Origin of the sequence: Leptolyngbya sp. FACHB-8, assembly GCF_014695575.1 — a bacterium.
Lineage (GTDB): Bacteria > Cyanobacteriota > Cyanobacteriia > Elainellales > Elainellaceae > Vacuolonema.
The window spans coordinates 45539-70215 of record NZ_JACJOO010000054.1; the positions used below are offsets into that span (position 1 = coordinate 45539).

Below are 24677 nucleotides of genomic sequence, written 5' to 3' on the forward strand. Positions count from 1 at the left end.
CTTCTACCCAACTTTATGGTTTCTCCATCCGACGGTCAGGAGCCTCATGCCTCCGGGCAGTCTACCCGTTCCATCTTGACCTACTTTCAGGGCGACCTGGCTGAACGCATCGATTTTCAGCAAATGTTCGTTCTGATTGATGGTGTGCTGCCTTTTGAAGCTTGTCTTTACTATCAGGTGTTACCTCTTTATCTAGAGGGTAGTCGGCTGATATTGGGGATGGTAAGCCCTGATGATCGCAGCGCTTCTGACTATGTGCGGCGGATCATTAGCTACCACCACTATATGGTGCTACCCCGGCAGATTAGCTCGGAAGCTTTGCAGGCGTCGCTAACGGCTTATTTGAATTATGCCGGTCAACGGGAGCATAAGGTAGAACAGCGCCCCCGGCCCGAAAGCCGCACGGCCCGCTCTCGTGCAGCGCAGCCGGTTGACCACAACTTGCAGCCCACCCTGGTAGTAGACAGCCCTGATAACTTAGTGGATGAGCTGAGACAGGAGCCATCTCCTGAGGTAAAGCCTTCAGAAACTCCTGTGGCTCAGGAGGAGCAACCTCTACAGCAGGAGCTTCCAATCCAGGAGGTAACCTTTGCGGCTGCACCATTAACGGAAATCGTAGAACCGCCGTCTACCGCCGAGCCAGCAGCTTCCAGTTCGGATATTGCCGGGCTAGCAGAGCCCCTGCCAATCCTCAAGCTAAATTTTAATTACCTTTCTAGCCCCGTTGAAGTACTGGGCTCGTTGTCACCCCGAGAGTTACTTCAAGAGTTATTGGGCCGAGTATTAGTTGGGGGAATTGGTCGCCTTTACCTGGAACGTCAGGAGCATTACGGTAGAGTGCTCTGGAGCCAGAACGGCGTACTAAAATCTGTGCTAGACCCTGTTGACCTCGATAAGTTTCGAGGGTTATTGAGTGAATTGAAGCGATTTGCCGATGTTTCCCTGGTTCCCCTGAAGAAACCAAAACAGGTGGATTTGGAACGCGTTTTTAATGGCTCTCGCTTACTTCTACGCTGCCGCTTCATGCCGTCAAATCATGGTGAAGAAGCGACAGTGCAGGTGCTGCGCGGTGCGGCCTTACGGTTCTACCAGCAGCAACAACTAGCTTTGCTGGAGCGGGATGCCTTGGGTATTGCACGACAGTTGCAAAATAAGTTGAATGAGTTGCGCGATCGCGCTCGACAAGAATCTTCCCTGAGTGGTGCCCGACTTGAAATTATTCCAGCTCTGGCCCAGATGCTCAAAACGATAGAGGAGCAGATTTTGAGCTTGCAGGATGACGAGCCCCCCTCATCGTCTCATCAGAATAACGAAGACGATTAGGTAGTGTTCTAGACATGTGGATAGGGTGTGGTGAAAGAAGCACGAAGTGCCCCTTTCCCCACACCCTATAAAAAAGTGGTGTGTAACCTCTACGGGACACACCACTAAAAACCAATCTATGCAAACAGTCGTGAGGCGTTGAAAAACTAGATCAAAGCAGGTACCCGAGTATCCCAACGGCCTACCGCTTTGCCAATGACCGAAAGTTCAGTCATCAGTCGATCGAAGCGATCGGGTGTCAGGGATTGAGGCCCATCGGACAGCGCCTTGGAGGGATTAGGGTGAACTTCAATCATCAGGGAGTCAGCACCTGCTGCCAGAGCTGCCGCTGCCATGGAGGGCACATACTCAGACTTGCCGGTGCCGTGGCTGGGGTCGATCATAATGGGCAGGTGGGTGAGCGATCGCAGCACAGGAATTGCAGACAGATCCAGCGTGTTACGAGCGTACTGGTTATCGAAGGTGCGAATACCCCGCTCACAGAAGATAACGTTTGAGTTGCCAGCGGCCACGATATACTCAGCAGCCATGAGCCACTCTTCAATGGTGGCTGACATGCCACGCTTCAGTAAGACAGGCTTGTCTTGAGCGCCCATCTTCTTCAGAAGGGAGAAGTTGTGCATGTTGCGTGCCCCAACTTGTAGCACATCAGCAACTTCAGAAATTACTTCAATATCGGCGGCATCCATCACTTCGGTGATAATGCCCAGACCGGTTGCTTCCTTGGCTGCTGCCAGCAGCGCCAGAGCACTTTCCCCGTGGCCTTGGAAGGCGTAGGGAGAGGTGCGGGGTTTGAAGGCTCCGCCACGAAGAAATTGAGCACCCGCTGCCTTAACACGGCGTGCGGTTTCCACAATCATTTCTTCATTTTCAACAGAGCAAGGACCCGCAACGACAACCACAGGGGCATGTTGACTGAAAGTAACCGGGCCGTTGGGAGTTGAAACAATGACTTCGCTGGGCTCACCATGACGAAACTCACGGCTAACCCGCTTGTAGGGCTTTTCCACCCGCAGTACCTGTTCGATCCATGGGCTCAGGTCTTGAAGCTGGAGGGCATCCATATCAACGGTTTCGCCTACCAACCCAATCACGGTCTTGTGCTTACCAACGATCTTTTCAGGGGACAAGCCCAGAGAACGAAATTCTGCGTCTAAGCGATCAACTTCGCTCTCAGGAGCGCCGGGTTTCATTACTACAATCATGTCAACATCCTGCGCGGAGATTTAGGTGGAAGGACTGAGAAAATTTCAGTCTTCATCTCAGATTTAAGTTCATCCTTAGGTAGAGTGCCGAGAGGTCAGGATGGACTTGACGGAATCTTGACCGGGATCTGTGCCTTTATTAAGACTTGTCCTGTTTTGCAGATTTCCATGCGGAAGTCATTCGCCCAAAGTTGGTACGAAATTCCGAGAAACCAACTAAGCTTCCCGGTTCTTCTTCCCAGGAAGCTGATAAAACCCCGTAACTGAGGCCAATAACCCCCAACCCAAACAGCCCCAAGCTGACCAAAAGAACTGCTGATGTAGGCAGCCCTACCCCTTGAGTAACCGCCAGATAACTGACGAAGAATGAAGAGATACCGAGGACTGTTGGAACCCCACAAAAGGCTGCCATACGGCGAACCATGCGCTTGCTAACCGCATCAGGAATGCCCGTATTTGCCCTGGAGGCCGTTTTCCCCGAAGGCTTGCGGGTGGAACTGGCAGGAGCAGGGGTCTTCTCGGCTTTTTTCTCAGCAGGCTTCCGACGCTTGGGCTCAAAGGGTAAAGCCGTCCGGCCTGCATCAGAATTGGGTTTCTGCTTAGGGTTGGGTGCCATAGCTGGTTTAGCCGCGAATCCCTAAACGCTGAATCAGGGCACGATAGCGCTCTTGACTTTGCTGACGAATGTAGGCCAGCAGGCGCTTACGGCGACCAATCATTTGCAGCAGACCCCGGCGGGATGCGTGGTCTTTTTTGTTGGTCTTGAGGTGGTCGCTGAGACGGTTGATGCGCTCGGTTAGCATTGCGACTTGAACGTCAGCGGATCCAGTATCGGTATCGTGAACCTGATACTCCGAAATGATTTGTTGCTTTTGCTCCTGTACCAGTGCCATGGGAATCTTCTAAGTTCCTGAATAAGTCACAATCAATAATCATACCATGCATAGCTGGTCACTACGGGACTGCGAAAGCCTTTCTTGATCGGGATTTGCACCTCTAGGGTTCTTCTAGTGGTATTGCCTGTTGTGGAGACTGTTAAAACGCTACTAATAGGTTATGAATCGTGTTCTGTAAAGTGCGGGACACACCACAGAATTTGCAGAGTGAAGGCTATATATGGGTTGTATGGCTCTGGGAAGCGCGTCGCTCTCCAAATCCTCTGTCTAGAGGAGGGGCCTCTCCGTCCTCCAGACCCCCTTGACCTAGGAGATTTTGCATAGGTGTTGTCAGGCCGCTTCGCTGTGGAGTTTGGATCAGGTTTGGGTAGTGTTATTGCCCAACAGCACAGTGTTTTTGGTTTCGCCATGCTGAGTGTGGTGTATTTCGCGCTCAGCATTTGTGCTGTGGGTCGCAGGCTTGCGTAATTCCTATAGCTATTAGCGGCTGAGCCAGGCGATCGCCTCCCGAATCCACACTTCTGCATCGGCGTTCTTGGCCAGTGCTTTTTCCTGTCCTACGGCTTGTAGGGCCTGCAAAATTTCGCTGTTGCTGTAGCCCAAGGCCAGCAGTGTCATCTCGACATCTTCCTGGACGGCTGACACAGGAGTGGCGTCTGGGGCACTGAGGAGACCGGATTGATTGCGCCACTCAGCTAGTTTGGTTTTGAGTTCAACGGCTAACCGTTCGGCAGTACGGGTCCCGACGCCGGGAGCGCGGGAGAGGGCGCGGATATTGCTAGTCACAATGGCCTGCACGAGTTCTGTGAGACCCAGGGTGTCGAGGAGGGCGATCGCTGCCTGGGGGCCGATGCCACTAACGCTGAGCAGTTGCCGAAACAAATCCCGTTCAGCCATGGATGCAAAGCCAAACAGCACGATTTGATCTTCCCGCACTTGCTGGTGGGTAAAGACCTGCACCGTTTCGCCGACAGAAGGAAAACTCTGGACCAACCGGGGCACGATCTGAATTTCGTAGCCAACCTGACTGACTTCAAGAACGGCAATCACACGATTGGCAGAAATTTTTTGAATACCGATCAAGGTGCCTTTAAGGTAGCTGAGCATGGCGATGGAGCAGGGAGTCTGGCTACCAGGATAAGGGATCGAGGGGCATTAGTACAAAAATACGGTGGACGTTGTAGGTGGGCACCGATAGAGTAGGGCTGGACTCCATCTAGTTGGTTCAGGCATACACCGTTTAACAGGCTCGCCATTTTTTCAAGCCGTTGATTTTGCGTGGGCGTCGCTCACGCAAAATCAACGGCTTGAAAAAAATCAGGTGAAAACCCTGTGAAACCAACCACTTCAAAGAGATGTTTGAGGTCGCTTTTCCCCAAACGATGGACTCAATTCCGGGGAGGAATCCACTACGCTGGGAGAGATGCTTCGGAACCGCTACGTGCGCTCTACCCCATGACCTGGCTGACTCGTCACCTAAAATCCTGGCTGCCTGACCTGGACTTCCGTGTTTGGATTCTCTTTGTCGGACGACTGCTCTCGCAAATGGGCACGGGCTTTACCCTGTTCTATGCTCCGATTTACTTCGTGAATCAAGTGGGGTTGCCTGCTACAGTCGTCGGCTTGGGCATTGGGAGCGGGGCCATTGCTGGAATTTTTGGACGTATCGTGGGTGGTTCTCTGGCGGACATGCCGGAGTGGGGACGACGGTGGACGTTGCTGGCCTCGGCGGTCGTATCAGCGATCGCCTCCTTTCTGCTCGCGATCGCCTATGACTTTCCCCTATTTCTCGTTGGTAACCTGCTCCTGGGGTTGGGTATCGGTCTCTACTGGCCTCCCAATGAAGCGGTGGTTGCAGATTTAACAACGGTCGAGCAACGTCGCGAAGCGTACGCTCTGACCCGCCTGGGAGATACCTTGGGTTTGGGGTTTGGGGTGCTACTGGGAGGGCTGATAGTAGCTCTGACGAGTTCCTATCAGATGCTATTTGTGATTGATGGCGTCAGCTTTATTGTCTTTTTCGGCATTGTGTACTGGCTCATTCCCGAAACCCTCCATTCAGAGCAATCTTTTGATGGCCTGGGTAAGGGGTGGCGGGTCGCTCTGAGCGATCGCCCTCTCTGGGTTTTTTTTGTGGCAAATTGCCTGTTTACTACTTATCCAGCCCTGACCCAGAGCGCGTTACCGCTCTATTTCGCCAATTTTATTCCGCAATCCAATGGCGGAATGGGGTTCCCCGAAGGAGTGATTAGTGCGCTATTTGCCTGGCATATTGCTTTGGCAACGCTCCTCCAAATGCCCGTTGCGCGCCGTTTGCATGGGCTCAGTAATTCGCGAATCTTAATGATTTCGGCGCTGGTGTGGGGTATTGGCTTTGCCATGGTTGGGATGACAGGGCTGCTTCCGGGTGCATTGGGGTGGGCAACCGTGGGTCTGGGGGTGATGGCGATCGCCCTTGTCTTCTACATGCCTGCTGCTTCCTCTCTAGTGGTGATGCTCTCTCCAGATGCATTTCGAGGGGTTTATCTATCGGTGAATTCCCTCTGCTGGGCATTGGGATACTTTCTGGGTCCGGCGTTGGGGGGATGGGCCATGGATCAGGATGAGGCGATCGCCCATAGTTTCTGGATGATAGTAGCTCTTAGTGTGCTGATCTGCCTGGGAATTTTAGCGATGCTGAGTGGCATGGAAGACCGCCGGGTGGAAGCTAACTCGGCCAAGGATTGAATTGCCATAGCCTGAGATTCCAACAAGAGACGCTCTGCGGGAAGGTTATGTGGCTAAGCCACATAACCTTCCCGCAGAGCGTCTCTATATCTGGTAGGACTTACGCAAGTCCATAACGCTTAGTACATTTTTGTTGTGTGGTGGGCTTCGCACACCATACAACAAAAATGCGTAGGTTCTGATGGGCTCAATTTTAACGGCGACGATCGGCTAATTTCCGGTAAACATCCCGTAAGTCAACGTTGTGATGGGCGATCGCAACCAGGGTGTGGTAAAACAAATCGGCTACCTCGCCAGCGATCGCCTCCGCATCATCGTCCTTACAGGCCATAACCACCTCGGCTCCTTCCTCGCCAATTTTTTTGAGGATTTTATTATCGCCGCCTGCAAAGAGTTTGCAGGTGTAGGAGTCAGGGTTGGGATTTTGTTGGCGATCGCGAATCACGGCAAACACCTGGGATAGCATATCCGCAGGGGGTGGTGTGATGGTGCCCTCAACCTGATGGAAACAGCTACGTTCCCCTGTGTGGCAGGCCACATCACCGACCTGCTCAACCCCGACCAAAAGAGCATCACTGTCGCAGTCGTAGCGGATTGACTTGACATGTTGCAGATGACCAGAGGTTTCGCCCTTATGCCAGAATTCCTGGCGGGAGCGGCTCCAGAACCAGGTTTCACCTGTCTCTAGGGTTTTTTGGAGGGATTCTCGATTCATCCAGGCCATCATTAACACGGTACCGTCCAGATAGTCTTGAACGATGGCAGGAACAAGCCCCTGGTCGTTGTAGCGAATTTCATCCAGAGGAATGGCCATCAAAACGTCATTAGAAATCGCCGTCATGCCTTATCATTTATCACCACGCTGCGTTTCCCATGCTATCAGGGTAATGGGGTGACTTCCGGCCTCGCGTCAGGAAGCCCATCAGGAATTGATAATTTTCAAACCTATATATTTAGTAGTGGGCTAGACTTAAAACCAGAATCAGACCGCGTCATACATCCACATTTAGGGTTACCGTTCTCGCCCACGAACTGGCAACCCACCACGCGAACCATAGTAAGGTAAGGGGTACAGGTTGATGGAGTTCTGGGAATTTCTCATCCAACGGGAGGGCGATCGCTCCTGGCTGCCCCTGGAGTCGCCCGATGTGGAGGTGCTGGAAGGTCGCTATCGGATGGTCGCGCGTACCAGCCGAGTGAACCAACCCGTCGAGATTCGCATTTGCCATATTCGGTTGGATGAAGACCCTCCACGCCGCCGCACGCAGAAACGCAACGGACGCATCAACGATGATGGTCTGATCGTAATTTTTCCGTTTACCTGGCTGCAACCCGGTGTGTGGGAACTCAGCTGTGCAGGGGATTTGATGGCCGATATGCTGGGCCAGGGTTGGCGCTATGGGGTGCAGCTCTCCGTGTTGCCGCAAGAATCAGAAGTAGCCGATGACTGGGAGCCCGATGGTCCGGCGGCTGATTTAGATGCAGTCAGCCTGATGTCGCGACACGATAGCGTGCACGAGGACCTGGACGAGGCAGGTGCTGCTTCTGCGGTTGAATCTTTGCCAGAACCGGAGCCGGTGCTTGATTCTGCCAGTTCAGTCGAGATCGACGAGCCAAATCCCTTTGTTTTCCCAGAACAGCCAGTCGTAGAAGAGCCTGTGGAACCGGAGCCTGCTGTGATGGCAACTGGCTCGAGCGAGGTCTGGCAGAAAGCTCAGGATGATTCCGATGCAGTTATAGACTCTTTGCTGGAAGATCTGGATTTGGATCTGGACACCCCAGTTGCGGCTGAGGTAGAAACCCCTGAAAATGAGGAAGAATTCGCCTCGGGCCCAGCTCTAAAGCCAGAATCGGTGCAGTTGGTTTTGCAGCAATCGAGCCTGGTGGTACAAGCGGGGCGATCGCTCACCCTTCAGGGCACTATCGAGCCTGTGGGAGAGCTAGACACCCCTTACCTGCCGCCGGTGGCCCTGCAAATTACCCTGCGTGACCCCCAGACGGCTTCCACCGTGTTGGAAGTGCGGCGATCGCTCACGTCCCGCCTGCTTCCCTGCCCCTTTTCCTGTCAAGTGACGCTGCCCGAGAACTCTGACTCGCGCCTGTTAATTGGAGATGTGGCTCTGGTGGCCCTGGCGACGCCAACGGATCATCCTTCGGTTCTGGTAAGTGCTGGGTTTTCGGTGACGGCCAGCCTGAATGATTTGTTGGAGGCAGTCGCCGATGATTTTCCGGCCGATCTCTATCCACCCTTACGGGAAGACGAACAGCCTGTCGACCTGGATATCACGTTCCTGATTGCTCAGCGAGCTGCAGCGGCTCCCTTGGTGCGCCCCGCGGGTGAGCAGATTTTGCCGCCTCAGATTTATCAACCCGATCCCAATCGCCCGCGTACCAGGGGAATAGAACTTCCCATGGAAAAGCTTCTAGAGCCAGAGCCTGAGATTGTTTTGGAAGTGGCCCCTGAATTAGCAGAAGCTTCTGCAGACACGGAGGATATTGCTCTAGATGCTCCCAGCGCTCCCGAAACTCCCAGCCATGACCTGGAAGAGGCTGATGGGGTGCTGCAACGCCTGGAAACATCTGAGGCAACGGATGGCCCTTCTGTTGTAGGGCAAGCCCTGCCAGAAGAAAACCTGGCGCTCTCCGCCGAGGAACTAGCGTTTCGTGCCCTGGATCTACAAAGTCGGTTTTTGTCTCGGCTGAGTGCGCTGGCGGGCGACCGCGAACTCTCCCAATTCCTGGGCAACAGTTCTCTTCCCCTCTCCGAGGAAGGCTGGGATGAGCAGGAAATTGTGCTGGATGACGAATTACCTCCGCCAACTCTACGCAATACCCTGGGCTTTTCTGCCCCGCCTTCCCCACCCATCCAACCGGATGCTCTGCCGGAGGAGGAACCGCTTCCTACACCTCAACTGCGCGTGACTGGTGGCGAGCTGGTGTCAGGGCAGCGGGTGGAGGTGACGGTGCAACTACCTCCCACAGCTTCGCGTCTGGGGGTGAAGCTGTGGATGCAAGACCTGCAAAGCCGGGTACTGTTGGATGGCCCCCGCTGGGTTATGAACTTTTTACCCAATGGTCATGGAAATCTGGAAGCCTGGACAACGCTAACGGTGCCCCATGGATGTTTGGAGGTACAGTTTGAGGCGATCGCTGTCGAACTCACCACGCAACGGGAAAGCCATAAAGCCTCCGTCGATCGCCCGGTTGTTCCGCCCGATCTTCCTACCCTCTCATTTGATGAGTTAGAGATCTAGCCTTCACCATTCGTGTAGTTCTGTAAATTCCCCATGACCTGAGTTTTTTGAGGGAAATCAGTGAAGTCTTCAGCTATCAGCTTTTTGCCAGATCCGTTGACTCTCAGGATTCCTACATTTCTTGCCTTTTGTTAAAAATTCTTAGTCTCCTGTCGATCGGTTAGGGATTGGCAGTAAATTCTGTACGTAATGGCGTTTGGTTTACATAGGAAAACACTATGGCAGCTTCCTACTTGCCTTCTATCTTCGTACCCATCATCGGTTGGGTATTTCCCGCTGTTACGATGGCTCTCTTGTTTATCTACATTGAGCGGGAAGATCCCTCGGGCATCTAATGGTCTGTCAAGAATTTTTGGAGGGGCTACAAACCTCTCCAAAAATCTCTAAAGCTTCTTCAATATTGGGTTCCCCTATACTGATGAGCTGACGGGCCATGGTTGCCTACTGTGGCATGCTTCCCCGGTGTGCCGGGTACGCCTGGCTCACTGGCATCTTTGAAAACCTTTTGAGAGATAGTGCAGAACATGGACGTAGTTAAACCCGCTGGCGATCCCCAAATCGGCAACCTGGCCACGCCGATTAACTCCTCTGGATTTACTAAAGCTCTGATTAATAACCTTCCGGCGTATCGTGCAGGTCTGTCTGCTCAGCGTCGGGGCCTGGAAGTTGGCATGGCTCACGGCTACTTGCTGTTTGGCCCCTTCGCCCTCACCAGCCAGTTCCGCAACACCCCCTTCGCAAACGAAGTGGGTCTGGTAGAAGCAGTCGTTCTTGTGGTTATTCTCACCCTCTGTCTGTCGGTGTACAGCAGTGTGGGTGTGAACAGCCCCATTTCAACTGTGACCAACCCCAACCCCCCCTCTGCCCTCGGCAATTCTGAAGGCTGGAGCGAGTTTGCAGGTTCCTTCCTGGTAGGTGGTATTGGCGGAGCCGCTTTTGCCTACCTGATCTTTAAGGTGGCTCAGTCTGGTGTTCTGGAAAGCTTTGGTAACATCCTGGGCTAGGGTGTGATTGGCCCATTCAAGCTCAATATGTCATTGAGAGAGACGTAGTCAATACGTCTCTTTTTTTAACCTCAATTTGGGATAAGCTGAAGTGCCGATTTTGGCGTGTGCGAAGCGCACGCCAAAATCGGCGTTTTCGAGTGCTGTACAACGCGCGGCACTCGAAAACGTCCTTATAGCAATGTGCAAGTGCGTTAAGTACAGCAACAGTGGTGTAGGGCACTTCGTGCCCTACACCACTGTACTTAATCAACCCCACAGCGCTATAAGGCTGTAGCGATATGTCTGATGAAGAATGCAGGCTAAGCTTAGAAGGAACCTAAAGGTAAAACAGCTGTGGCTCGTTCTGCGTCTAAAGCTCGGAGCACTCGCGGGTATTTCATTGATGAGATGGGAGTTCGGCTGCCCAGTGTGACGACTGTGCTGAATGCCACCAAACCCCCCGAGGCGCGAGAAGCCCTGGCGAAGTGGCGCGATCGCCTTGGTTCCGAAGAAGCAAGCCGAGTCTCCATTGCTGCCAGTCGTCGCGGAACTCTGACCCATACGCAACTTCGCCATTACCTGCTGGGAAACCCTATCCCTTGCCCCGACCTGATCCGCCCCTACTGGGAAAGTTTGCAACCTGTTCTAACAGATATTCAGGAAGTGCATTTAGTCGAAACGACGGTGTTTCACCATGACCTGGGCTATGCGGGAAAGGTAGATTGTGTAGTGAATTATCAAGGGACTCCCTGCTTATTAGACTGGAAGACAGGCGATCGCCCCAAAGGGTCGATAGAACGGCTCTATGATGCACCTTTGCAGGTAGCGGCTTACTGTGGTGCAGTCAATCATAGCCGTCAGGTGGAAGGGGTGGAGGTGCGATCGGCACGAGTTGTGGTCGCCTTACCGGATCAGCCCGCTGAAGTGTTTTCCTTTGATTTGGCTGATGTGCTCTCCTACTGGGAGCAGTGGGAGGAACGGCTAGCTAAATTTTACCGCCGTCGATAGATAGCGTTAGGGGGAGACGGCTTGCCGTCTCCCCCTAACTTCAACAGGACTTACGCCTTTGTGTTGTGGGTGGGGTGCTTCGCACCCCACCCACAACACAAAGGCACTACGGATAGAGGGCTTGCGTAAGTCCTGTTCAAGAAGTATTGCTCTTTAGCAGCCCGCATCTCCTATGACGGGTACTTCGACACTCTCCCCATTCAGTTCAACCTTAATCGTGCCCGAGGGGATGGAAAGAGACTCAATCTCGCCCGGCTGCCCCTGGGTGACATCAACATGTACCGTAATTCCTTTTTCTTCATTGCTGAAGGTTTGCGAGGTGAATTGGCCGTAAAAGGTATCACCACTGGCTTCGGTACGCCGGAAACGCACAACTTCGTCATTGATCTTCATCAACGTCGAATTCTCGTCCAGACCGCTTAAAAGGGTGAAGCGGCGATCGCCAGAAGGTTTCGCATTTTCCTCGTTTGTCCACAGGGTCATGCCACAGCCTGCTGCGCCGATCTCGTAGATTTCATTAAACGAAAAGGAGCCCAGCTTGATCGACGTCGCCGTACTAGGAGTTACGGACGGAGAAGCTGGGCTGGCGGGAGCTTGAGCAATCGGTGAAGCATCACGGTTACTAACGTCCGGGGTTTCAGAGGTTGAACGACCGCAGGCGGCTAGCCCGCTCCCCAGCATCAGAACCATTAATCCCACCCATACGTATCTCATGTGAACCCGCCCACCTATACTGCTATTCCTACTTTAGGTGGGGACGAAAAAATAGTAGGGTTGGTTTCAAAAATGGGTACAGCCAGGAAAGGAGACTGAGGGCTGAGCACGGGTCTCTTTGCCGCACTCAGTCCTACTATGCTTCACCAGAAGTCTGTTCTTCCATCTCCTTTGTTAGGTGCTGAAGGGAAATGTGAGCTGCTGCCGCAACATTGGGGTGGCTGTCTTTTTCCAGATATTTAAGGGCGGAAATGGCTTTTGTTGAGGGCATATTGCCAAGGGCTTCGGCCAGGCGCTGGCGCACTAACCAATCTGATGATTGGGCAAAGCGCAGGATGGCTTCGAGGGACTCGACATCACGAATTTCTCCCAGGGCAGCGATCGCCGCCTGATGCAATACGACTTCATCGCTCTCCAACGCTTGCAATAAGACGTTGCGAGCTTTGGGGTCTTTCAAATTGCCAAGAGATACAGCGGCACTAAACCGAACTAACCAATCGGTATCTTCGTAAAATGTGCGCATCAGTGGCTCGACAGCACGGCTATCTTGCAAATAGCCTAAGGCTCCCGCCGCTCCCGCCCGGACACTATAATCGGGGTCGGTTTCCATAATCTGGGTCAGCAGAGGGTAGCACTCCGCCGTAGGTTTGAGCCCCAGGGCAAATACGGCCATGCTTTTAACCTGAAGGTTGTCGTCGTCTAATACCTTCTTAATAAGGGGGACAGCCTGTTCCGGTTCTATATCCCTGAGTGCCACAACCCCCAGGAGGCGATCGCGTGAATTTTCACTCTCTAACTGGGTTGCAATCTCCTCCAGGTTGGGAAGATTGGGTTGGGCTGTTACGTCGCTCATCCGAACTCCTGACAAAGGGCACTATCGTCATTATGGCACTCTCGAAAGGTAATTCGGTTCAGCTCGGTTCAGCGGCCTATCTGTGTATTTCTGAATACATTAGTTCGGACAGTTTTTCTGAAACCCTTGATTTTGCGTGCGCTTCGCGCACGCAAAATCAAGGGTTTCAGAAAAACTGTCCAGAGTATTGTGAATAGAGATGGCTCACTGAAAATAGGCTCTGATTTTTACGATGTGGTTTACTAGTTTTGCATCGAAAAAACTGTCATGATCGGAGTCATGATGCGAATTCTCAGTCTGCTTTTAGTATTGATTTGCCTTTGGTGCGGCCTACCGGGGGGGAGCACTCTCGCTCGGGCCGATGCCCTGCCCCAAGATGCTGTCCCTGTTGATGTGGAAGCCTTAGGCGATCTTCGACAAAAGGCATTTAACGCTACGAATAAAGGCGATTTTGCGACGGCAGAAACCTACTGGACTCAGATTCTCGAAAAATTGCCTGACAATGCTGCTGTGCTGAGCAACCGGGGCAATTCGCGCGTAAGCCAGAATAAGCTAGAGGCGGCTATTGAGGACTATAACCGGGCTATCGAGCTGATGCCTGAAGCCCCTGACCCATACTTGAATCGGGGAGCTGCACTGGAAGGGTTGCAACAGTGGAATGCAGCGATCGCCGACTACAATCAAGTCCTCGCTCTTGACCCCAATGATCCAGCAGCCTACAACAACCGGGGTAATGCCGAGGCTGGCTTGGGGCAGTGGGATGCGGCGATCGCCGATTACCAGAAAGCTTCCGAACTGGCTCCAGACTTTGCCATAGCTCGCGCCAACCGTGCCCTTGCCCTCTACCAAACGGGTCAGGTCGAGCAATCCATGCGAGAAATGCGAAATTTGGTGCGTAAATATCCCCGTTTTGCTGATATGCGAGCAGCCCTCACCGCTACCCTCTGGGTTCAGGGAAATCGGGGAGAAGCCGAAAGTAACTGGGTCGCTGCCCTGGGATTGGATTCTCGCTACAAAAATCTAGATTGGGTTGCAAATACTCGCCGTTGGCCCGATGCCATGGTGAAGGCTTTAGAGAAGTTTCTGAAGCTTCAGTCGTAACCTATAACCTCAATTCGGCTAAGCCCCAAGTGCCTATTTTGGTGTGAGTAGACCGCACGCCAAAATGGGCTTTTTTGAGGGGAACTTTGCGCTCCTCAAAAAAGCCTTTAACCTAAACTCAGACTAATCCTATAGAGCGTTCTATAGCAATGTGCAAGTGCGTTAAGTACAGCAACGGTGGTGTGTGGCACGAAGTGCCACACACCACCGTACTTAATCAACGTGCACAGCGCTGTAAAACTCGCTTGAAGGGTTGCTTTCTCATACGCGAAGCGCATAAGAAAACACTCTTAAAGGTTGTGATTTGTAAAAGGAGAGGGACGGTGCACTGCACTGCCCCTCTCCTTTTGTTGAACAGGATAAATGGTTTAGACAGAACCGCCAATTTGTTGAAGGGCGATCGCCCGAGCCCGTTCAGAGAGGCTATCGAGCAGAACCTCATCGGATTCGCCAATTAGCTTTTCCTTCCGCATCAAGTCGACCATCGTTTCCCACAGAATTTCTTCAACCTTTTGGGCTTGAGATGCTAACCACTGATGGGTATCCGTATCTTCCGGAAACTGATCAATGCACGTTAAGGTATAGCTTCGAAAAGCTTTTACTTGGCGTAAAATACGAGCGACATATCCAGGACATTCGCAGGCAATTACATCTGCGGCCCGGCATATTTCAAGAAGGGCTTCATCTGAAAATTCAGAAAGTCTAATGGTTCGTTCCTGCTCTGGCATGTGTCAACCTGAGTAAATAGTACAAAGCTCAAGCATGATGCCGATTTCCCTGTTCCTGATGACCTGGTTTGCTCTACTCAGTTTCCCGAAATAGGCTAACGAAGGCATCATCCGTTCGACATAGTGATACGGGTGCTAAATTGAACGCGTATATGCTGAAGCGACTAATCGTTGATAAAGGTAGAACCTGAGATAAGACCGTACATCACCCAGACAGGGTGAAGCAGACCTTCACCTCTCTAATATTAAAATAACGCAAGGCCTATCGGGAATGTAGGTAACGTTTCTGTATCTTCTGCCACATCATTTCCAATGAGAGCTTGAAGAGGCGAGTCTTCGTAAAACTGGGGATATCTGAGGCATGACGATGTTGGTGGTCAAAGAATTGATTGATATCCTGTAAAATAAGCTGCAATTTCTGAAGAATATTAGGGGTTCTATATTCCTCTAAAAATAATTCGGGGGCTTTAGACGGCTCGAAATTTTCTAAAACTCGAAGAATTCTTTGTGTATCAAACGCCAGAGAATATCCAGCAATTTTGTGACAGTTGAAACCGGGATCTAAGTAATCGGAAAGCCCTCCATTGAGGCTTGAAAAAACCTGACAGCCGCAGGCAAAAGCTTCCAAGGGTTGTAACCCAAATCCCTCACTCACTCCTTGCAGTGCCCAATACTCGGCAGAGTCGTAGAGATAGACTTTGGCTCGATTAAATAAGCCGGGTAAGTCCTCTATATAGTGGTCTACAACATAAACATTGCAAACCTGCTGCAAAGCAGGAACCAATTGGTTCAGGAGATATCGAGATGACTTGCGAACCTGAACCAAGACATCAATGTCCCGTTCCTGGTTGAGATTTTGAAAGCTATCAGAAATCTCATTGGGCAGATAATACAGCAGGTTATTGGGTGCTTTCTGCCCCCAGTAACCCAGGGTATTGCGGCTAACGGTGATGATTGGGACAGAGGCGGGAAGCTGAAAGCCATAGCCAGCGCTGTGGGCGTGATAAATGGTGGGGTGCGATCGCACTCGTGCCGCCAACTTAGGCACATCAAACCCCCAACTCAATACAAAGATCACATTGTCCAGATTGGGTTGCTGCAACACATCATCCAGAAATAACGTGTCCTTTTCCCGCTGCCGATAGGTCACGACTTCTGCTGGGCAAATTTTTTGGGCCATTTTGAGGGTTTTTAGTTCTGCCCATAGCCCTCCGCAGGCGAACTTTCCGCCTGTACCCGGAAGCAGGAAATACAATGTCCTCATGGAATGCTCCAAGCGAATAAAACTCTATTGGTAGGAGGGATAAAGCCATCCCCACCAATAGGATGCAGATTGGATTGGATTACTCATGGTGTTAGGGGTGAAGATGGACAGCGAATGGGGAATGTTTTTGGGAGGAGCTGCCGTCCTGATCGGCTATCTGTTTCTCTCAGCGATGACAGAAATGGGTACGAAGCTTCCCTGGCGGCGAGGCGGGGATTCCGACCAGGGCGGTGACGATCAATAGAATGGCCTCCAGTTATTCAGGAAGTACGGTTGAAGTTTCCAATGCGACTTTGGCTCGGTGCTGTAACATCAGCCCGTACTCTAGCCCTTCGACAACGGCCTGATAGGACGCTTCAATGATATTGGTGGAGACGCCCACAGTCGTCCAACGTTGATGGCCATTACTGGATTCCACCAAGACTCGGGTTTTGGCCGAGGTTCCCAAAGTCCCGTCCAAAATCCGCACCTTATAGTCAGTCAGGTGGAAGGAGACAATTTCAGGATAAAAGTTTTTCAAAGCTCGACGCAGGGCAGAGTCTAGGGCTGAAACTGGGCCATTCCCTTCTCCTGCTTCTAAAATTTCCTCGCCCCCTACGATGACCTTGATTGTCGCGCGAGAATCCGTACCCCAGGTGCTATCTGGCAATAGTTGGCAGTACACATGGAAACCTTTCACATTGAAGAAGGATTCTCGCTGTCCCAACGCTTCACGCATCAGCAGCTCAAAGCTGGCTTCTGCCGCTTCAAATTGGTAGCCTTCGTTCTCCAGGTTTTTCAGATTTTGTAGGAGTTGGCGGCAGGTGGGTGCGTCTTTGTCTAGCTCAATGCCAAAACTGCGGGCCTTCGACAGCACATTACTTAACCCCGCCTGGTCAGAGATTACAATCCGACGGCGGTTCCCAATGGAGTCAGGCGAGATGTGTTCGTAGGTGATGGGGTTACGCTCGACGGCACTGACGTGAATACCGCCTTTATGGGCAAAGGCAGACAGACCCACATAAGGTGCATGATCGTCGGGGGCCAGATTAACAATCTCGCTAATCAATCGGCTGGAGTCGGTGAGGGTCGCGAGCTGATTGGGTGTAATGCAGGAATAGCCCAGCTTTAATTGCAGGTTCGGAATCAACGTGCAAAGGTTTGCGTTACCGCAGCGCTCCCCGTAGCCGTTGATGGTGCCCTGAACCATCCGGGCTCCGTCCATAACAGCCGTAAGGGCATTAGCAACCGCTGTACCAGAGTCATTGTGAGTATGGATGCCAATTTGAACCTGAATGCTGGCATCGGGAGACAAAGCCTTCACATCTGAATTCTGAAGAAAGGAGCTGACCTTCTGTACAATCTCGCCGACTTCGTGGGGCAATGTTCCCCCGTTGGTGTCACAGAGGGTGAGCCATTCTGCACCGCCTGCGATCGCTGCCTTCAAGGTCTCTAACGCATACTCTGGATTAGCCTTGTACCCATCAAACCAGTGCTCGGCATCGTAAATCACTCGCCGTCCTTGGCTCCGTAGATAGGAGAGGGTATCGGTGATCATGGCCAGGTTTTCTTCCAGGGTAGTCTTCAGCCCTTCTGTGACATGAAGATCCCACGATTTTCCGAAAATAGTGACCCACCGTGTTCCAGCTGAGAGAATGGGTTGCAGCATGGGATCGCTCTCGGCGGTCCGTCCGGGTCGTCGGGTTGCACAGAAGGCTACCACTTCTGCCTGTGAAAGAGGTTCTTCGCGCAGTTGCCAGAAAAACTGCACATCCTTCGGATTCGCCCCGGGCCACCCACCCTCAATAAAGGGAATTCCCAGTTGATCTAGTTGCCGCGCAATTCGCAACTTGTCTTCCAGGGAGAGGGACAGTCCTTCCCGCTGGGCCCCATCCCGTAAGGTGGTGTCGTAGATCCAGATCGTATTGGGTGCGGAATCCTGAGTGGTCATGGTAACGGTGTTGGATGGAGGAATTAATTTAGGAATCAGCAGTACACTGCAACAGGAGAAAGCGACATCTTACCCGACGCAACTCGCTATCAAACGATTCAAGGGGGCATGATGCCTGAGGTTACAGCTCAAGGAAGAACATTTCAGTGCGAAATGGGCGAAAACTTGCGCCACGTTCTATTACAACAGGGGATTGACCTTTATAATAGCCAGGCTCGTCTGATTAATTGCCATGGTATCGGCACCTGCGGTACGTGTGCGGTCGAGATCGAAGGAGAGGTATCGGAAATGGGTTGGCGAGAGCGGGGCCGTTTATCGTTGCCACCCCATGATCCCACGCAAAACCGACGGTTGGCCTGTCAGGTCAGCGTGCTGGGTAATGTTCGTGTTACTAAGTATGACGGTTTTTGGGGGCAGAGCGATCGCCCAGTTCATACCCCCTAAAAATTTTGCTCCGATTTGTTCTGTTGAATTTCGTTCCCGTAATTCTTATGAATGGGGTGCATCCCACTTTTGTAAGTAAGGCGGGCTTCGCCCGCCTTACTTACAAAAGTGGGTTTCCAAATTTGCAAAAGTGGGATGCACCCTACGAATGGGATGGGAAGGCAAGGGCATAGAGTGCCTTTGCCTTCCCATCCCATTCAATAGGTCTAGAACACGGCCCCTTCTCAGAGGGACAAAACTCAACAATGATTCTTCTAGCTATGCCAAAGTTGGTACCCGCAACCCTACTATCTGCGCGATGATGAGTGGTGGTAGGTGGTGATTTAACGGAGGATGGATCATGGCAGACATTCTCGCCCTGCTCATTGTGTTTGGATTGCTGGCTGCCCTAGTAGGCACGTTGGCGACCGGGCTGGTGCGGCTTGTTGGGTTTGGTGTGCTCGTGGCTCTGGCATTAATCATCGGGACGCCGATTATCCGGGGTGAATTCCAGGGGCAATCGGAAACTCAGGCTAACCAAGAAGCTCAGCAAGTTCCTGCTGCACCCCAGTCTACCCAGAGCAGGCCCACCACCCTACCGGCTAATGGCACCAATGGCACCAATGGCGCCGCTGTTGGAGGGCCATCCGATGCGACGTATTCGACAACGGGTGGTAATACTCAAACGGGTGGAACTACAAATTCCACGAATCGGGGTGTGCGAGCAATGTGGTAAGCCCTTCTGAAATATTCGGCGTGGGTTTGGGTTTCAAAGATTAATAGTGGGTTATGCAGGCAAAACATGAGGTTTTGATTATTGGCGGCGGTGTGATCGGATTGGCGATCGCTGTCGAACTAAAGTTACGGGGCACTTCCGTTGCGGTCTTGAGCCGCGATTTTTCTCAAGCGGCCTCCCATGCGGCGGCAGGTATGCTCGCGCCTCAAGCTGAAGCCTTGCCGCCCGGCCCCATGCTCGATCTGTCCCTGCAAAGCCGGAATCTGTATCCTGATTGGACTTCTAAACTCGAAGATGTAAGCGGGTTAGATGTCGGTTACCAATCCTGTGGCATCCTGGCTCCGGTCTATACCCTACCTGAGTCGACAGAATTGTTGTCTGACCCAACCCGGCGTTGGTTAGATCAACAGGCTATCCACCTGGCTCAACCTGGGCTGAGTCCCGAAGTTGTGGGCGGTTGGTGGTTCCCAGAGGATGGACAGGTTGACAACCGGGTACTGGCCCAGGCCCTGCTGGCAACGGCCCAATCTTTAGGCGTGACTCTCTATGAAGGGGTTCACGTTACAGACCTGGAGCAGCGGCAGGGCCGTTTGCAGGGTATTCGTACCCCTACAGGTACCTTACAAGCAGAGCATTATGTGCTGGCTGCAGGAGCCTGGTCGCAAGCTCTCTTGCCGATTCCCGTGCAGCCCCGGAAAGGGCAGATGTTTTCAGTGGTAGTACCGCCCTCTGATATGGCTGAGCGGCCTCTGCAACGGGTGTTATATGGCACTGGAGCCTATATTGTGCCCCGTCGAGATGGTCGCATTATAGTAGGTGCGACGAACGAAGCGGTTGGCTTTGCTCCGTACAATACGCCCGCAGGGTTACAGCAATTGATGGGGGAAGCAACACGGTTGGTTCCGGCGATCGCCCATCTCCCGATTCAGGAATGCTGGTGGGGTTTCCGACCAGCCACCCCCGATGAACTGCCCATTCTTGGCCCTAGCCCCTGCGAGAACCTGTCTCTTGCCACAGGCCACTACCGTAACGGTATTCTTCTCGCCCCTATAACGGCCCAACTTTTGGCAGACTGGATCCTGAGCCGTACAGCTTCACCCCTTCTGTCCGAATTTTCCTGGGAGCGATTTTTCTCCCCCATCCCCACGGCCCCCCCTACGACGACTCCTTCATCTATCCACTCATCCACCCATCTATCTTTTTCTTCCTCTGACGCATCCATGGTGAATTCTCCTTTATCTAAACCTGTGGAACATGCCACTCCCGCTACGTTGGGCTCCCAGGTCAACTCTGCGCAATTCGTCACCGATACCCCTCTCGTGATCGCTGGGCGTACCTTTCGCTCTCGTTTAATGACGGGGACCGGCAAATACGACAATTTTGAGGTGATGCGGCAAAGCGTTGTCGCTAGTAGTTGTGAAATCGTAACGGTAGCGGTGCGCCGTGTTCAGACCCAAGCTCCTGGCCACGAAGGATTGGCCGAAGCTCTAGATTGGAACACCATCTGGATGCTGCCTAACACCGCCGGTTGTCAGACGGCTGAGGAGGCCGTTCGTGTTGCCCGTTTGGGCCGTGAAATGGCGAAGCTGTTGGGACAAGAGGACAACAACTTTGTGAAACTAGAAGTAATCCCCGACTCTCGCTACCTGTTACCCGACCCCATCGGTACCCTGCAGGCAGCAGAACAATTGGTCAAAGAAGGGTTTGCTGTGCTGCCTTACATCAACGCCGATCCTCTGCTTGCGAAGCGGCTCGAAGAGGTGGGTTGTGCTACCGTCATGCCTCTGGGATCGCCTATTGGTTCAGGCCAGGGCATTCGCAATGCCGCTAACATTCAAATCATCATTGAAAATGCTGGAGTGCCTGTCGTGGTAGATGCTGGCATTGGAACACCCAGCGAAGCAGCGCAGGCTATGGAAATGGGGGCAGACGCACTGCTAATTAACACAGCGATCGCCAAAGCCCAAAATCCTGCTGCTATGGCTCGAGCCATGGGTCTTGCGGCTGAAGCCGGACGTCTTGCCTATTTGGCCGGGCGCATCCCTGTGATTGCTAATGCCAGCGCTAGTTCCCCAACTACCGGGTTGGTAACCGGTAAGTAATCCCAGTTTGGGATAAGCTGAAGTCCTCATTTTGGCGGTGCGCTTCGCGCGGCACTCGAAAGCTGTTACTTAACCCGAACTCAGGTTAAGTAACAGCTTTTCTGCTTTAAGTTATGAGGTGAGTGGGGTAATTGCCCGGCTCACCTCAAATGTTTGAAATGATTTGAAATGAGAGGTCTCGTCTCTCTCGTACTACACCCATTGGAAAAATAACTGTATAGCGATCAGGACTGACGCGAACCCGCTACTCCGGTACGCTTTCGTTGTTCGTTGTTAGGTGCGCTGTGTGAGACACACCACATTTCCAGCGCGTAGACCGCTTGAATGAATCGGTTTTTGAGGGTGTAAGTTGTGGCGTAGTGAAGCCGCGCAACGATTCACACCGACAGTCTAATGATTACGATCGCGTATTTATTAACGTGTAATTCTTGTTGTGAGAGGGGCGGCTTTGCCGCCCCTCTCACAACAAGAATTACAGGTTATTTTGTTCGTGATCCTTAGGTTATGAGTAATGAATACAGGCGATCGCAAAACTCAAAGCTCTCATTGATTTTAATACTTTGCAGGGGAAGAATAAGAACTTTGAGGTTTGGTACAAGATGCGTATAGCTATCAGTACAAATGCCTAAGAACTAAATAATATGAGGTATGCTTGAGCTCGCTATCAGGTGTAAAACTCTTGCTTGGGGGCGCTTTCAGCTCTAGATTGGATTGGTTTTCTTAAGATTGACTTAACTACAGAAAGTGAGAACTCGTGCTCTTGGGTGCTTCGATATTATTTCTACCTAAAGGTGTCTAGCTAAAGGCCCATGCAATAAAGCGATCCCAACGTAAAAATAAGAACTAATGCTTGGTTATGCAGTCGATTGTGAATGAGTAATTGTACTCTCTCAACTCTCCATAACAAAGCATTAAGTAACGATTGATAACTACGCTCTCCTAGCTTGTGAAGGATTTGATACTGTACAAAGAACGAGCAATCTAAATGATTGGTAAATCTCGTCGCAATTTTTTCACAATTTGACAGGGCAGGTCGTGCGATCGCCTTTTCGGTCCATTCTCACTAGGTAGCAGTGTAGGCCACCAGCGGTGGTTCCCTGAAGGTTAATCTGGAGTAGGTAATGAATAAGTATTGCATGGTTTGGATTCAGGAATGGTGTCAGGACAACGGTTGGACTGACCCCTTTCAGGAACGCAGGGAATACTGGGCATTCCCTCCCCATGGAGTAATGCCGATGCCAATTCCTACACAAGCCCTCCAGGTCATTAAGGCTAGGAAGGGACCGAGCCCTGTCGAAAGGTTATGGTTTGCAGCGGTGTCTGGGGTGACGGCGATCGCGGCTACTACGGGGCTGTGGTTTGAAAACCCAATGCCCCTTGTCGTTGCTTTCGTCTTTTGCGCCATGGTGTTTGCAGCCATGGATGACGAGTAACCCACTTGCTGAAAAAATGGACAAGGCATGCTCTATGCCTTGTCCATTTTTATTTGATTGGCTATGACCCAACCTCCCATCGGTATCATTATGGGGAGCGACTCTGACCTCCCGACCATGCAGGGGGCGATCGCTATTTGTGATCAGTTCGGCATTTCCTGCGATGTTGCTATCGTGTCAGCTCACCGTACCCCTCACCGCATGGTGGAGTATGCAGAAACGGCTCATCAGCGTGGGCTGAAAGTAATTATTGCCGGGGCTGGAGGTGCCGCTCATTTGCCGGGGATGGTAGCTTCTCTCACACCGCTTCCTGTCATTGGTGTGCCCGTGGCAAGTCGTCACTTGCAGGGGATAGATTCCCTCTATTCCATTGTGCAAATGCCTGCGGGCATTCCAGTAGCCACCGTAGCGATCGGCAATGCCCAAAATGCGGGGCTGCTGGCCGTACAAATTCTGGCGGCACAGCAACCTGATCTTTTAGAAAAGGTGCAGCAGTATCGTCAGACCCTGCGAGATTCAGTGCTGGCAAAGCAGGATCGCTTACAAGAATTGGGCGCTACAGCCTATCTTCAGCAGATGTAGTGTCCTGCATCCTTAAATCGTTGAGTGCTGAATTCTGTTCTAGTCAATAAAACTCAAAATGCTGTATCGACCACAAAACAGGTGGTGCAGCATTTTGAGTTTTATGTTTAGTCCTAAGCACTTGGAATTCTTCACCTCTCACGCTTAACCAATCTGGTTGTGGTTGATGGAGAAATAGAAGAAATGTAAAAGGATTTAATGGACTTTAAGAAGCTGTTTGAAAAGGCTTATTTTTTGTACCTAAAGGGCACGAAAAATAAGCCTTTTCAAACAGGCATCTAAGATGCGGCTACTTCAGACGGTTACACAGAAGTCAGATAACATGATTAAATCTTATCAAACTCAGTCTATAGGTAGAAAATGTTAAAAATCTGACAGTAGTTTTACGCCTCCTTAGTTCTGATGGATGAGGTGGCCAGGTTTAAACACATTTAGAAATGATCCAACCTTTGTAGGATAAAGGTTCGAGGTATTTAGGGCTGGATACCCCTCTAGATAGTGTGCTAGGATCGAATTACAGCATAGCTATTAGCTATCCAGCCATTAAAGCAGAGGGGTTTCTTGCGTGATAGCAATCACACCTCGTTCCGTTGGGCGTAGATGGGGCACTATGAGTTTTGCCTCCACATTACACCTCGGTCCGATTCTAGATCTGCTCCTGACTGATGTTCCGAAACGCTGGAAGGCGGAATTGAGATTGGGCTTACAAGAGGCCCTAGTAAATGCAGCCAAACACGGCAATAACCTTGACCCCCACAAAACGGTTGTTGTTGAGTTTTTTATTCTAGAAGATGAGCATTGGTGGATTATTGCAGACCAGGGTCCTGGGTTTATTCCGGACTGTTGCTGCCAGGAAGTTTCTTCTGAGAATCGCTTAGAAGCCTTGCAAGAATGTGGTCGTGGTCTTTACATTTTGCATCAGGTTTTTGACCAGGTTCATTGGAATGCTGAAGGTACGGAGTTAAGGCTCTGCAAACAGGTCAAAAGCCGGGTTCGAATGCCTTTAGTGTCTTAAGGATTACCAATCAAGCAACCTGTAATTGTTTTCGAGAGAGGGGTGAATTTGTCACCCTTCCTTCAAAAGTAATTCACCTGAGTTCGTGTTAAGGGCGTTTTCGAGTGCTGCGCAACGCGCGGCACTCGAAAACGCTCATTTTGGCGTGCACAAAGCGCACGCCAAAATGAGCACCTCAGATTATCCCGAACTGAGGTTAATTACAGATTATTCAACACACAATCCTCAGTAGTTTTTGAGTCAGCGTGATGAAAAACAATCACGTTGGTTTATTTTTTCTCCTTATACCGTTTTAATATGAAGCTGCGCCAAATAGGGCTTCGAGAATGAAATCGTAGGACGTCAATGACGCAACCCTTTCAGGGGAAATCTTGTCGAGTTCCGAGGTCAGGAGTTT

Annotated in this window: 24 protein-coding genes; 14 read left to right on the forward strand and 10 right to left on the reverse strand. The window is 51.6% G+C overall.

All coding sequences use genetic code 11. The annotated features are described in order from the left end of the window. Positions 1–15: 15 nt before the first annotated feature. Complete coding sequence (locus H6F91_RS13170; RefSeq protein ID WP_190772114.1) at positions 16–1323, forward strand: hypothetical protein; 1308 nt, start codon at positions 16–18, stop codon at positions 1321–1323. A gap of 146 nt (positions 1324–1469) precedes the next feature. On the opposite strand, the gene aroF is transcribed toward H6F91_RS13170, so the two are convergent. The 4 genes from aroF to ruvA form a co-directional block, all read right to left on the reverse strand. Further along, positions 1470–2528: a 3-deoxy-7-phosphoheptulonate synthase gene (aroF, locus tag H6F91_RS13175; RefSeq protein ID WP_190772113.1), complete on the reverse strand. Its 1059-nt coding sequence runs from the start codon at positions 2526–2528 to the stop codon at positions 1470–1472. Between the two features lie 139 nt (positions 2529–2667). Further along, on the reverse strand, positions 2668–3144 hold the full coding sequence (locus H6F91_RS13180; protein WP_190772112.1) for a PAM68 family protein: 477 nt from the start codon (positions 3142–3144) through the stop codon (positions 2668–2670). A 7-nt stretch (positions 3145–3151) separates the two neighbouring features. Next, positions 3152–3421, reverse strand: coding sequence for a 30S ribosomal protein S15 (gene rpsO, locus H6F91_RS13185; RefSeq protein ID WP_190772111.1), 270 nt, complete (start codon positions 3419–3421; stop codon positions 3152–3154). Positions 3422–3904: 483 nt separating this feature from the next. Further along, entirely contained in the window at positions 3905–4531 is a 627-nt protein-coding gene (gene ruvA, locus H6F91_RS13190) for a Holliday junction branch migration protein RuvA (protein WP_190772110.1), read from the reverse strand. Positions 4532–4879: 348 nt separating this feature from the next. On the opposite strand from ruvA, the gene H6F91_RS13195 reads away from it, so the two are divergent. Beyond that, a complete protein-coding gene (locus H6F91_RS13195) occupies positions 4880–6151 on the forward strand; it encodes an MFS transporter (protein WP_190772109.1) in 1272 nt (423 codons plus the stop codon). Between the two features lie 193 nt (positions 6152–6344). Here the strand turns inward: H6F91_RS13195 and hisIE are convergent, their stop codons facing one another. Further along, the gene (gene hisIE, locus H6F91_RS13200) at positions 6345–6992 is read right to left on the reverse strand and encodes a bifunctional phosphoribosyl-AMP cyclohydrolase/phosphoribosyl-ATP diphosphatase HisIE (protein ID WP_190772108.1); all 648 of its coding nucleotides are present in this window, start codon (positions 6990–6992) and stop codon (positions 6345–6347) included. Positions 6993–7230: 238 nt separating this feature from the next. Between hisIE and H6F91_RS13205 the strand changes: the two genes are divergently transcribed. The 4 genes from H6F91_RS13205 to H6F91_RS13220 all read left to right on the forward strand — a co-directional run bounded on the left by H6F91_RS13205 (position 7231) and on the right by H6F91_RS13220 (position 11399). Next, positions 7231–9405 (forward strand): hypothetical protein, encoded by a 2175-nt coding sequence (locus tag H6F91_RS13205; protein WP_190789378.1) that lies wholly within the window; start codon positions 7231–7233, stop codon positions 9403–9405. Between the two features lie 218 nt (positions 9406–9623). Beyond that, positions 9624–9740, forward strand: a complete 117-nt coding sequence (gene psaI / locus H6F91_RS13210; protein ID WP_190772106.1) for a photosystem I reaction center subunit VIII — start codon at positions 9624–9626, stop codon at positions 9738–9740. Positions 9741–9929: 189 nt separating this feature from the next. Further along, positions 9930–10409: a photosystem I reaction center subunit XI gene (locus tag H6F91_RS13215; RefSeq protein ID WP_190772105.1), complete on the forward strand. Its 480-nt coding sequence runs from the start codon at positions 9930–9932 to the stop codon at positions 10407–10409. Between the two features lie 336 nt (positions 10410–10745). Next, positions 10746–11399: a PD-(D/E)XK nuclease family protein gene (locus H6F91_RS13220; protein WP_199307802.1), complete on the forward strand. Its 654-nt coding sequence runs from the start codon at positions 10746–10748 to the stop codon at positions 11397–11399. A gap of 153 nt (positions 11400–11552) precedes the next feature. Here H6F91_RS13220 and H6F91_RS13225 read toward each other — a convergent pair whose 3' ends face one another. Continuing rightward, on the reverse strand, positions 11553–12113 hold the full coding sequence (locus H6F91_RS13225) for a hypothetical protein (RefSeq protein WP_190772104.1): 561 nt from the start codon (positions 12111–12113) through the stop codon (positions 11553–11555). Between the two features lie 136 nt (positions 12114–12249). Further along, positions 12250–12966 carry a HEAT repeat domain-containing protein gene (locus H6F91_RS13230; RefSeq protein ID WP_190772103.1) on the reverse strand — a complete coding sequence of 239 codons (717 nt, stop codon included), beginning with the start codon at positions 12964–12966 and terminating at the stop codon, positions 12250–12252. 279 nt (positions 12967–13245) lie between these two features. Between H6F91_RS13230 and H6F91_RS13235 the strand changes: the two genes are divergently transcribed. After that, a complete protein-coding gene (locus H6F91_RS13235) occupies positions 13246–14067 on the forward strand; it encodes a tetratricopeptide repeat protein (RefSeq protein WP_190772148.1) in 822 nt (273 codons plus the stop codon). 368 nt (positions 14068–14435) lie between these two features. Here the strand turns inward: H6F91_RS13235 and H6F91_RS13240 are convergent, their stop codons facing one another. Both H6F91_RS13240 and H6F91_RS13245 read right to left on the reverse strand, forming a co-directional pair. Beyond that, positions 14436–14795 carry a hypothetical protein gene (locus H6F91_RS13240; protein ID WP_190772102.1) on the reverse strand — a complete coding sequence of 120 codons (360 nt, stop codon included), beginning with the start codon at positions 14793–14795 and terminating at the stop codon, positions 14436–14438. A gap of 262 nt (positions 14796–15057) precedes the next feature. Beyond that, positions 15058–16059 (reverse strand): glycosyltransferase, encoded by a 1002-nt coding sequence (locus tag H6F91_RS13245; RefSeq protein WP_190772101.1) that lies wholly within the window; start codon positions 16057–16059, stop codon positions 15058–15060. Between the two features lie 103 nt (positions 16060–16162). On the opposite strand from H6F91_RS13245, the gene H6F91_RS13250 reads away from it, so the two are divergent. Beyond that, positions 16163–16303 carry a hypothetical protein gene (locus tag H6F91_RS13250; protein WP_190772100.1) on the forward strand — a complete coding sequence of 47 codons (141 nt, stop codon included), beginning with the start codon at positions 16163–16165 and terminating at the stop codon, positions 16301–16303. 12 nt (positions 16304–16315) lie between these two features. Here H6F91_RS13250 and cimA read toward each other — a convergent pair whose 3' ends face one another. Next, on the reverse strand, positions 16316–17989 hold the full coding sequence (gene cimA / locus H6F91_RS13255) for a citramalate synthase (RefSeq protein ID WP_190772099.1): 1674 nt from the start codon (positions 17987–17989) through the stop codon (positions 16316–16318). Between the two features lie 111 nt (positions 17990–18100). Here cimA and H6F91_RS13260 point away from each other — a divergent pair, with 111 nt between their 5' ends. The 6 genes from H6F91_RS13260 to H6F91_RS13285 all read left to right on the forward strand — a co-directional run bounded on the left by H6F91_RS13260 (position 18101) and on the right by H6F91_RS13285 (position 24280). Continuing rightward, positions 18101–18433: a 2Fe-2S iron-sulfur cluster-binding protein gene (locus H6F91_RS13260; RefSeq protein WP_190772147.1), complete on the forward strand. Its 333-nt coding sequence runs from the start codon at positions 18101–18103 to the stop codon at positions 18431–18433. A gap of 340 nt (positions 18434–18773) precedes the next feature. Continuing rightward, positions 18774–19148 carry a hypothetical protein gene (locus tag H6F91_RS13265; protein ID WP_190772098.1) on the forward strand — a complete coding sequence of 125 codons (375 nt, stop codon included), beginning with the start codon at positions 18774–18776 and terminating at the stop codon, positions 19146–19148. A gap of 53 nt (positions 19149–19201) precedes the next feature. Next, a complete protein-coding gene (gene thiO / locus H6F91_RS28570) occupies positions 19202–21250 on the forward strand; it encodes a glycine oxidase ThiO (protein ID WP_190772097.1) in 2049 nt (682 codons plus the stop codon). Between the two features lie 1121 nt (positions 21251–22371). Continuing rightward, positions 22372–22683 carry a hypothetical protein gene (locus H6F91_RS13275; RefSeq protein WP_190772096.1) on the forward strand — a complete coding sequence of 104 codons (312 nt, stop codon included), beginning with the start codon at positions 22372–22374 and terminating at the stop codon, positions 22681–22683. Positions 22684–22746: 63 nt separating this feature from the next. Next, positions 22747–23265: a 5-(carboxyamino)imidazole ribonucleotide mutase gene (gene purE, locus H6F91_RS13280; protein ID WP_190772095.1), complete on the forward strand. Its 519-nt coding sequence runs from the start codon at positions 22747–22749 to the stop codon at positions 23263–23265. A gap of 565 nt (positions 23266–23830) precedes the next feature. After that, a complete protein-coding gene (locus tag H6F91_RS13285) occupies positions 23831–24280 on the forward strand; it encodes an ATP-binding protein (protein WP_190772094.1) in 450 nt (149 codons plus the stop codon). The last annotated feature ends 397 nt before the right edge of the window (positions 24281–24677 follow it).

Bases quoted from the DNA above. Each gene is read 5' to 3' on its own strand.
- H6F91_RS13215 (WP_190772105.1), top strand. From the start codon at position 9,930: ATGGACGTAGTTAAACCCGCTGGCGATCCCCAAATCGGCAACCTGGCC.
- H6F91_RS13245 (WP_190772101.1), bottom strand. From the start codon at position 16,059: ATGAGGACATTGTATTTCCTGCTTCCGGGTACAGGCGGAAAGTTCGCC.
- hisIE (WP_190772108.1), bottom strand. From the start codon at position 6,992: ATGACGGCGATTTCTAATGACGTTTTGATGGCCATTCCTCTGGATGAA.
- H6F91_RS13225 (WP_190772104.1), bottom strand. From the start codon at position 12,113: ATGAGATACGTATGGGTGGGATTAATGGTTCTGATGCTGGGGAGCGGG.
- H6F91_RS13265 (WP_190772098.1), top strand. From the start codon at position 18,774: ATGGCAGACATTCTCGCCCTGCTCATTGTGTTTGGATTGCTGGCTGCC.
- H6F91_RS13240 (WP_190772102.1), bottom strand. From the start codon at position 14,795: ATGCCAGAGCAGGAACGAACCATTAGACTTTCTGAATTTTCAGATGAA.
- H6F91_RS13205 (WP_190789378.1), top strand. From the start codon at position 7,231: ATGGAGTTCTGGGAATTTCTCATCCAACGGGAGGGCGATCGCTCCTGG.
- H6F91_RS13250 (WP_190772100.1), top strand. From the start codon at position 16,163: ATGGACAGCGAATGGGGAATGTTTTTGGGAGGAGCTGCCGTCCTGATC.
- cimA (WP_190772099.1), bottom strand. From the start codon at position 17,989: ATGACCACTCAGGATTCCGCACCCAATACGATCTGGATCTACGACACC.
- H6F91_RS13170 (WP_190772114.1), top strand. From the start codon at position 16: ATGGTTTCTCCATCCGACGGTCAGGAGCCTCATGCCTCCGGGCAGTCT.
- H6F91_RS13260 (WP_190772147.1), top strand. From the start codon at position 18,101: ATGCCTGAGGTTACAGCTCAAGGAAGAACATTTCAGTGCGAAATGGGC.
- H6F91_RS13235 (WP_190772148.1), top strand. From the start codon at position 13,246: ATGATGCGAATTCTCAGTCTGCTTTTAGTATTGATTTGCCTTTGGTGC.
- thiO (WP_190772097.1), top strand. From the start codon at position 19,202: ATGCAGGCAAAACATGAGGTTTTGATTATTGGCGGCGGTGTGATCGGA.
- H6F91_RS13230 (WP_190772103.1), bottom strand. From the start codon at position 12,966: ATGAGCGACGTAACAGCCCAACCCAATCTTCCCAACCTGGAGGAGATT.
- aroF (WP_190772113.1), bottom strand. From the start codon at position 2,528: ATGATTGTAGTAATGAAACCCGGCGCTCCTGAGAGCGAAGTTGATCGC.
- H6F91_RS13275 (WP_190772096.1), top strand. From the start codon at position 22,372: ATGAATAAGTATTGCATGGTTTGGATTCAGGAATGGTGTCAGGACAAC.
- H6F91_RS13195 (WP_190772109.1), top strand. From the start codon at position 4,880: ATGACCTGGCTGACTCGTCACCTAAAATCCTGGCTGCCTGACCTGGAC.
- purE (WP_190772095.1), top strand. From the start codon at position 22,747: ATGACCCAACCTCCCATCGGTATCATTATGGGGAGCGACTCTGACCTC.
- rpsO (WP_190772111.1), bottom strand. From the start codon at position 3,421: ATGGCACTGGTACAGGAGCAAAAGCAACAAATCATTTCGGAGTATCAG.
- psaI (WP_190772106.1), top strand. From the start codon at position 9,624: ATGGCAGCTTCCTACTTGCCTTCTATCTTCGTACCCATCATCGGTTGG.
- H6F91_RS13180 (WP_190772112.1), bottom strand. From the start codon at position 3,144: ATGGCACCCAACCCTAAGCAGAAACCCAATTCTGATGCAGGCCGGACG.
- ruvA (WP_190772110.1), bottom strand. From the start codon at position 4,531: ATGCTCAGCTACCTTAAAGGCACCTTGATCGGTATTCAAAAAATTTCT.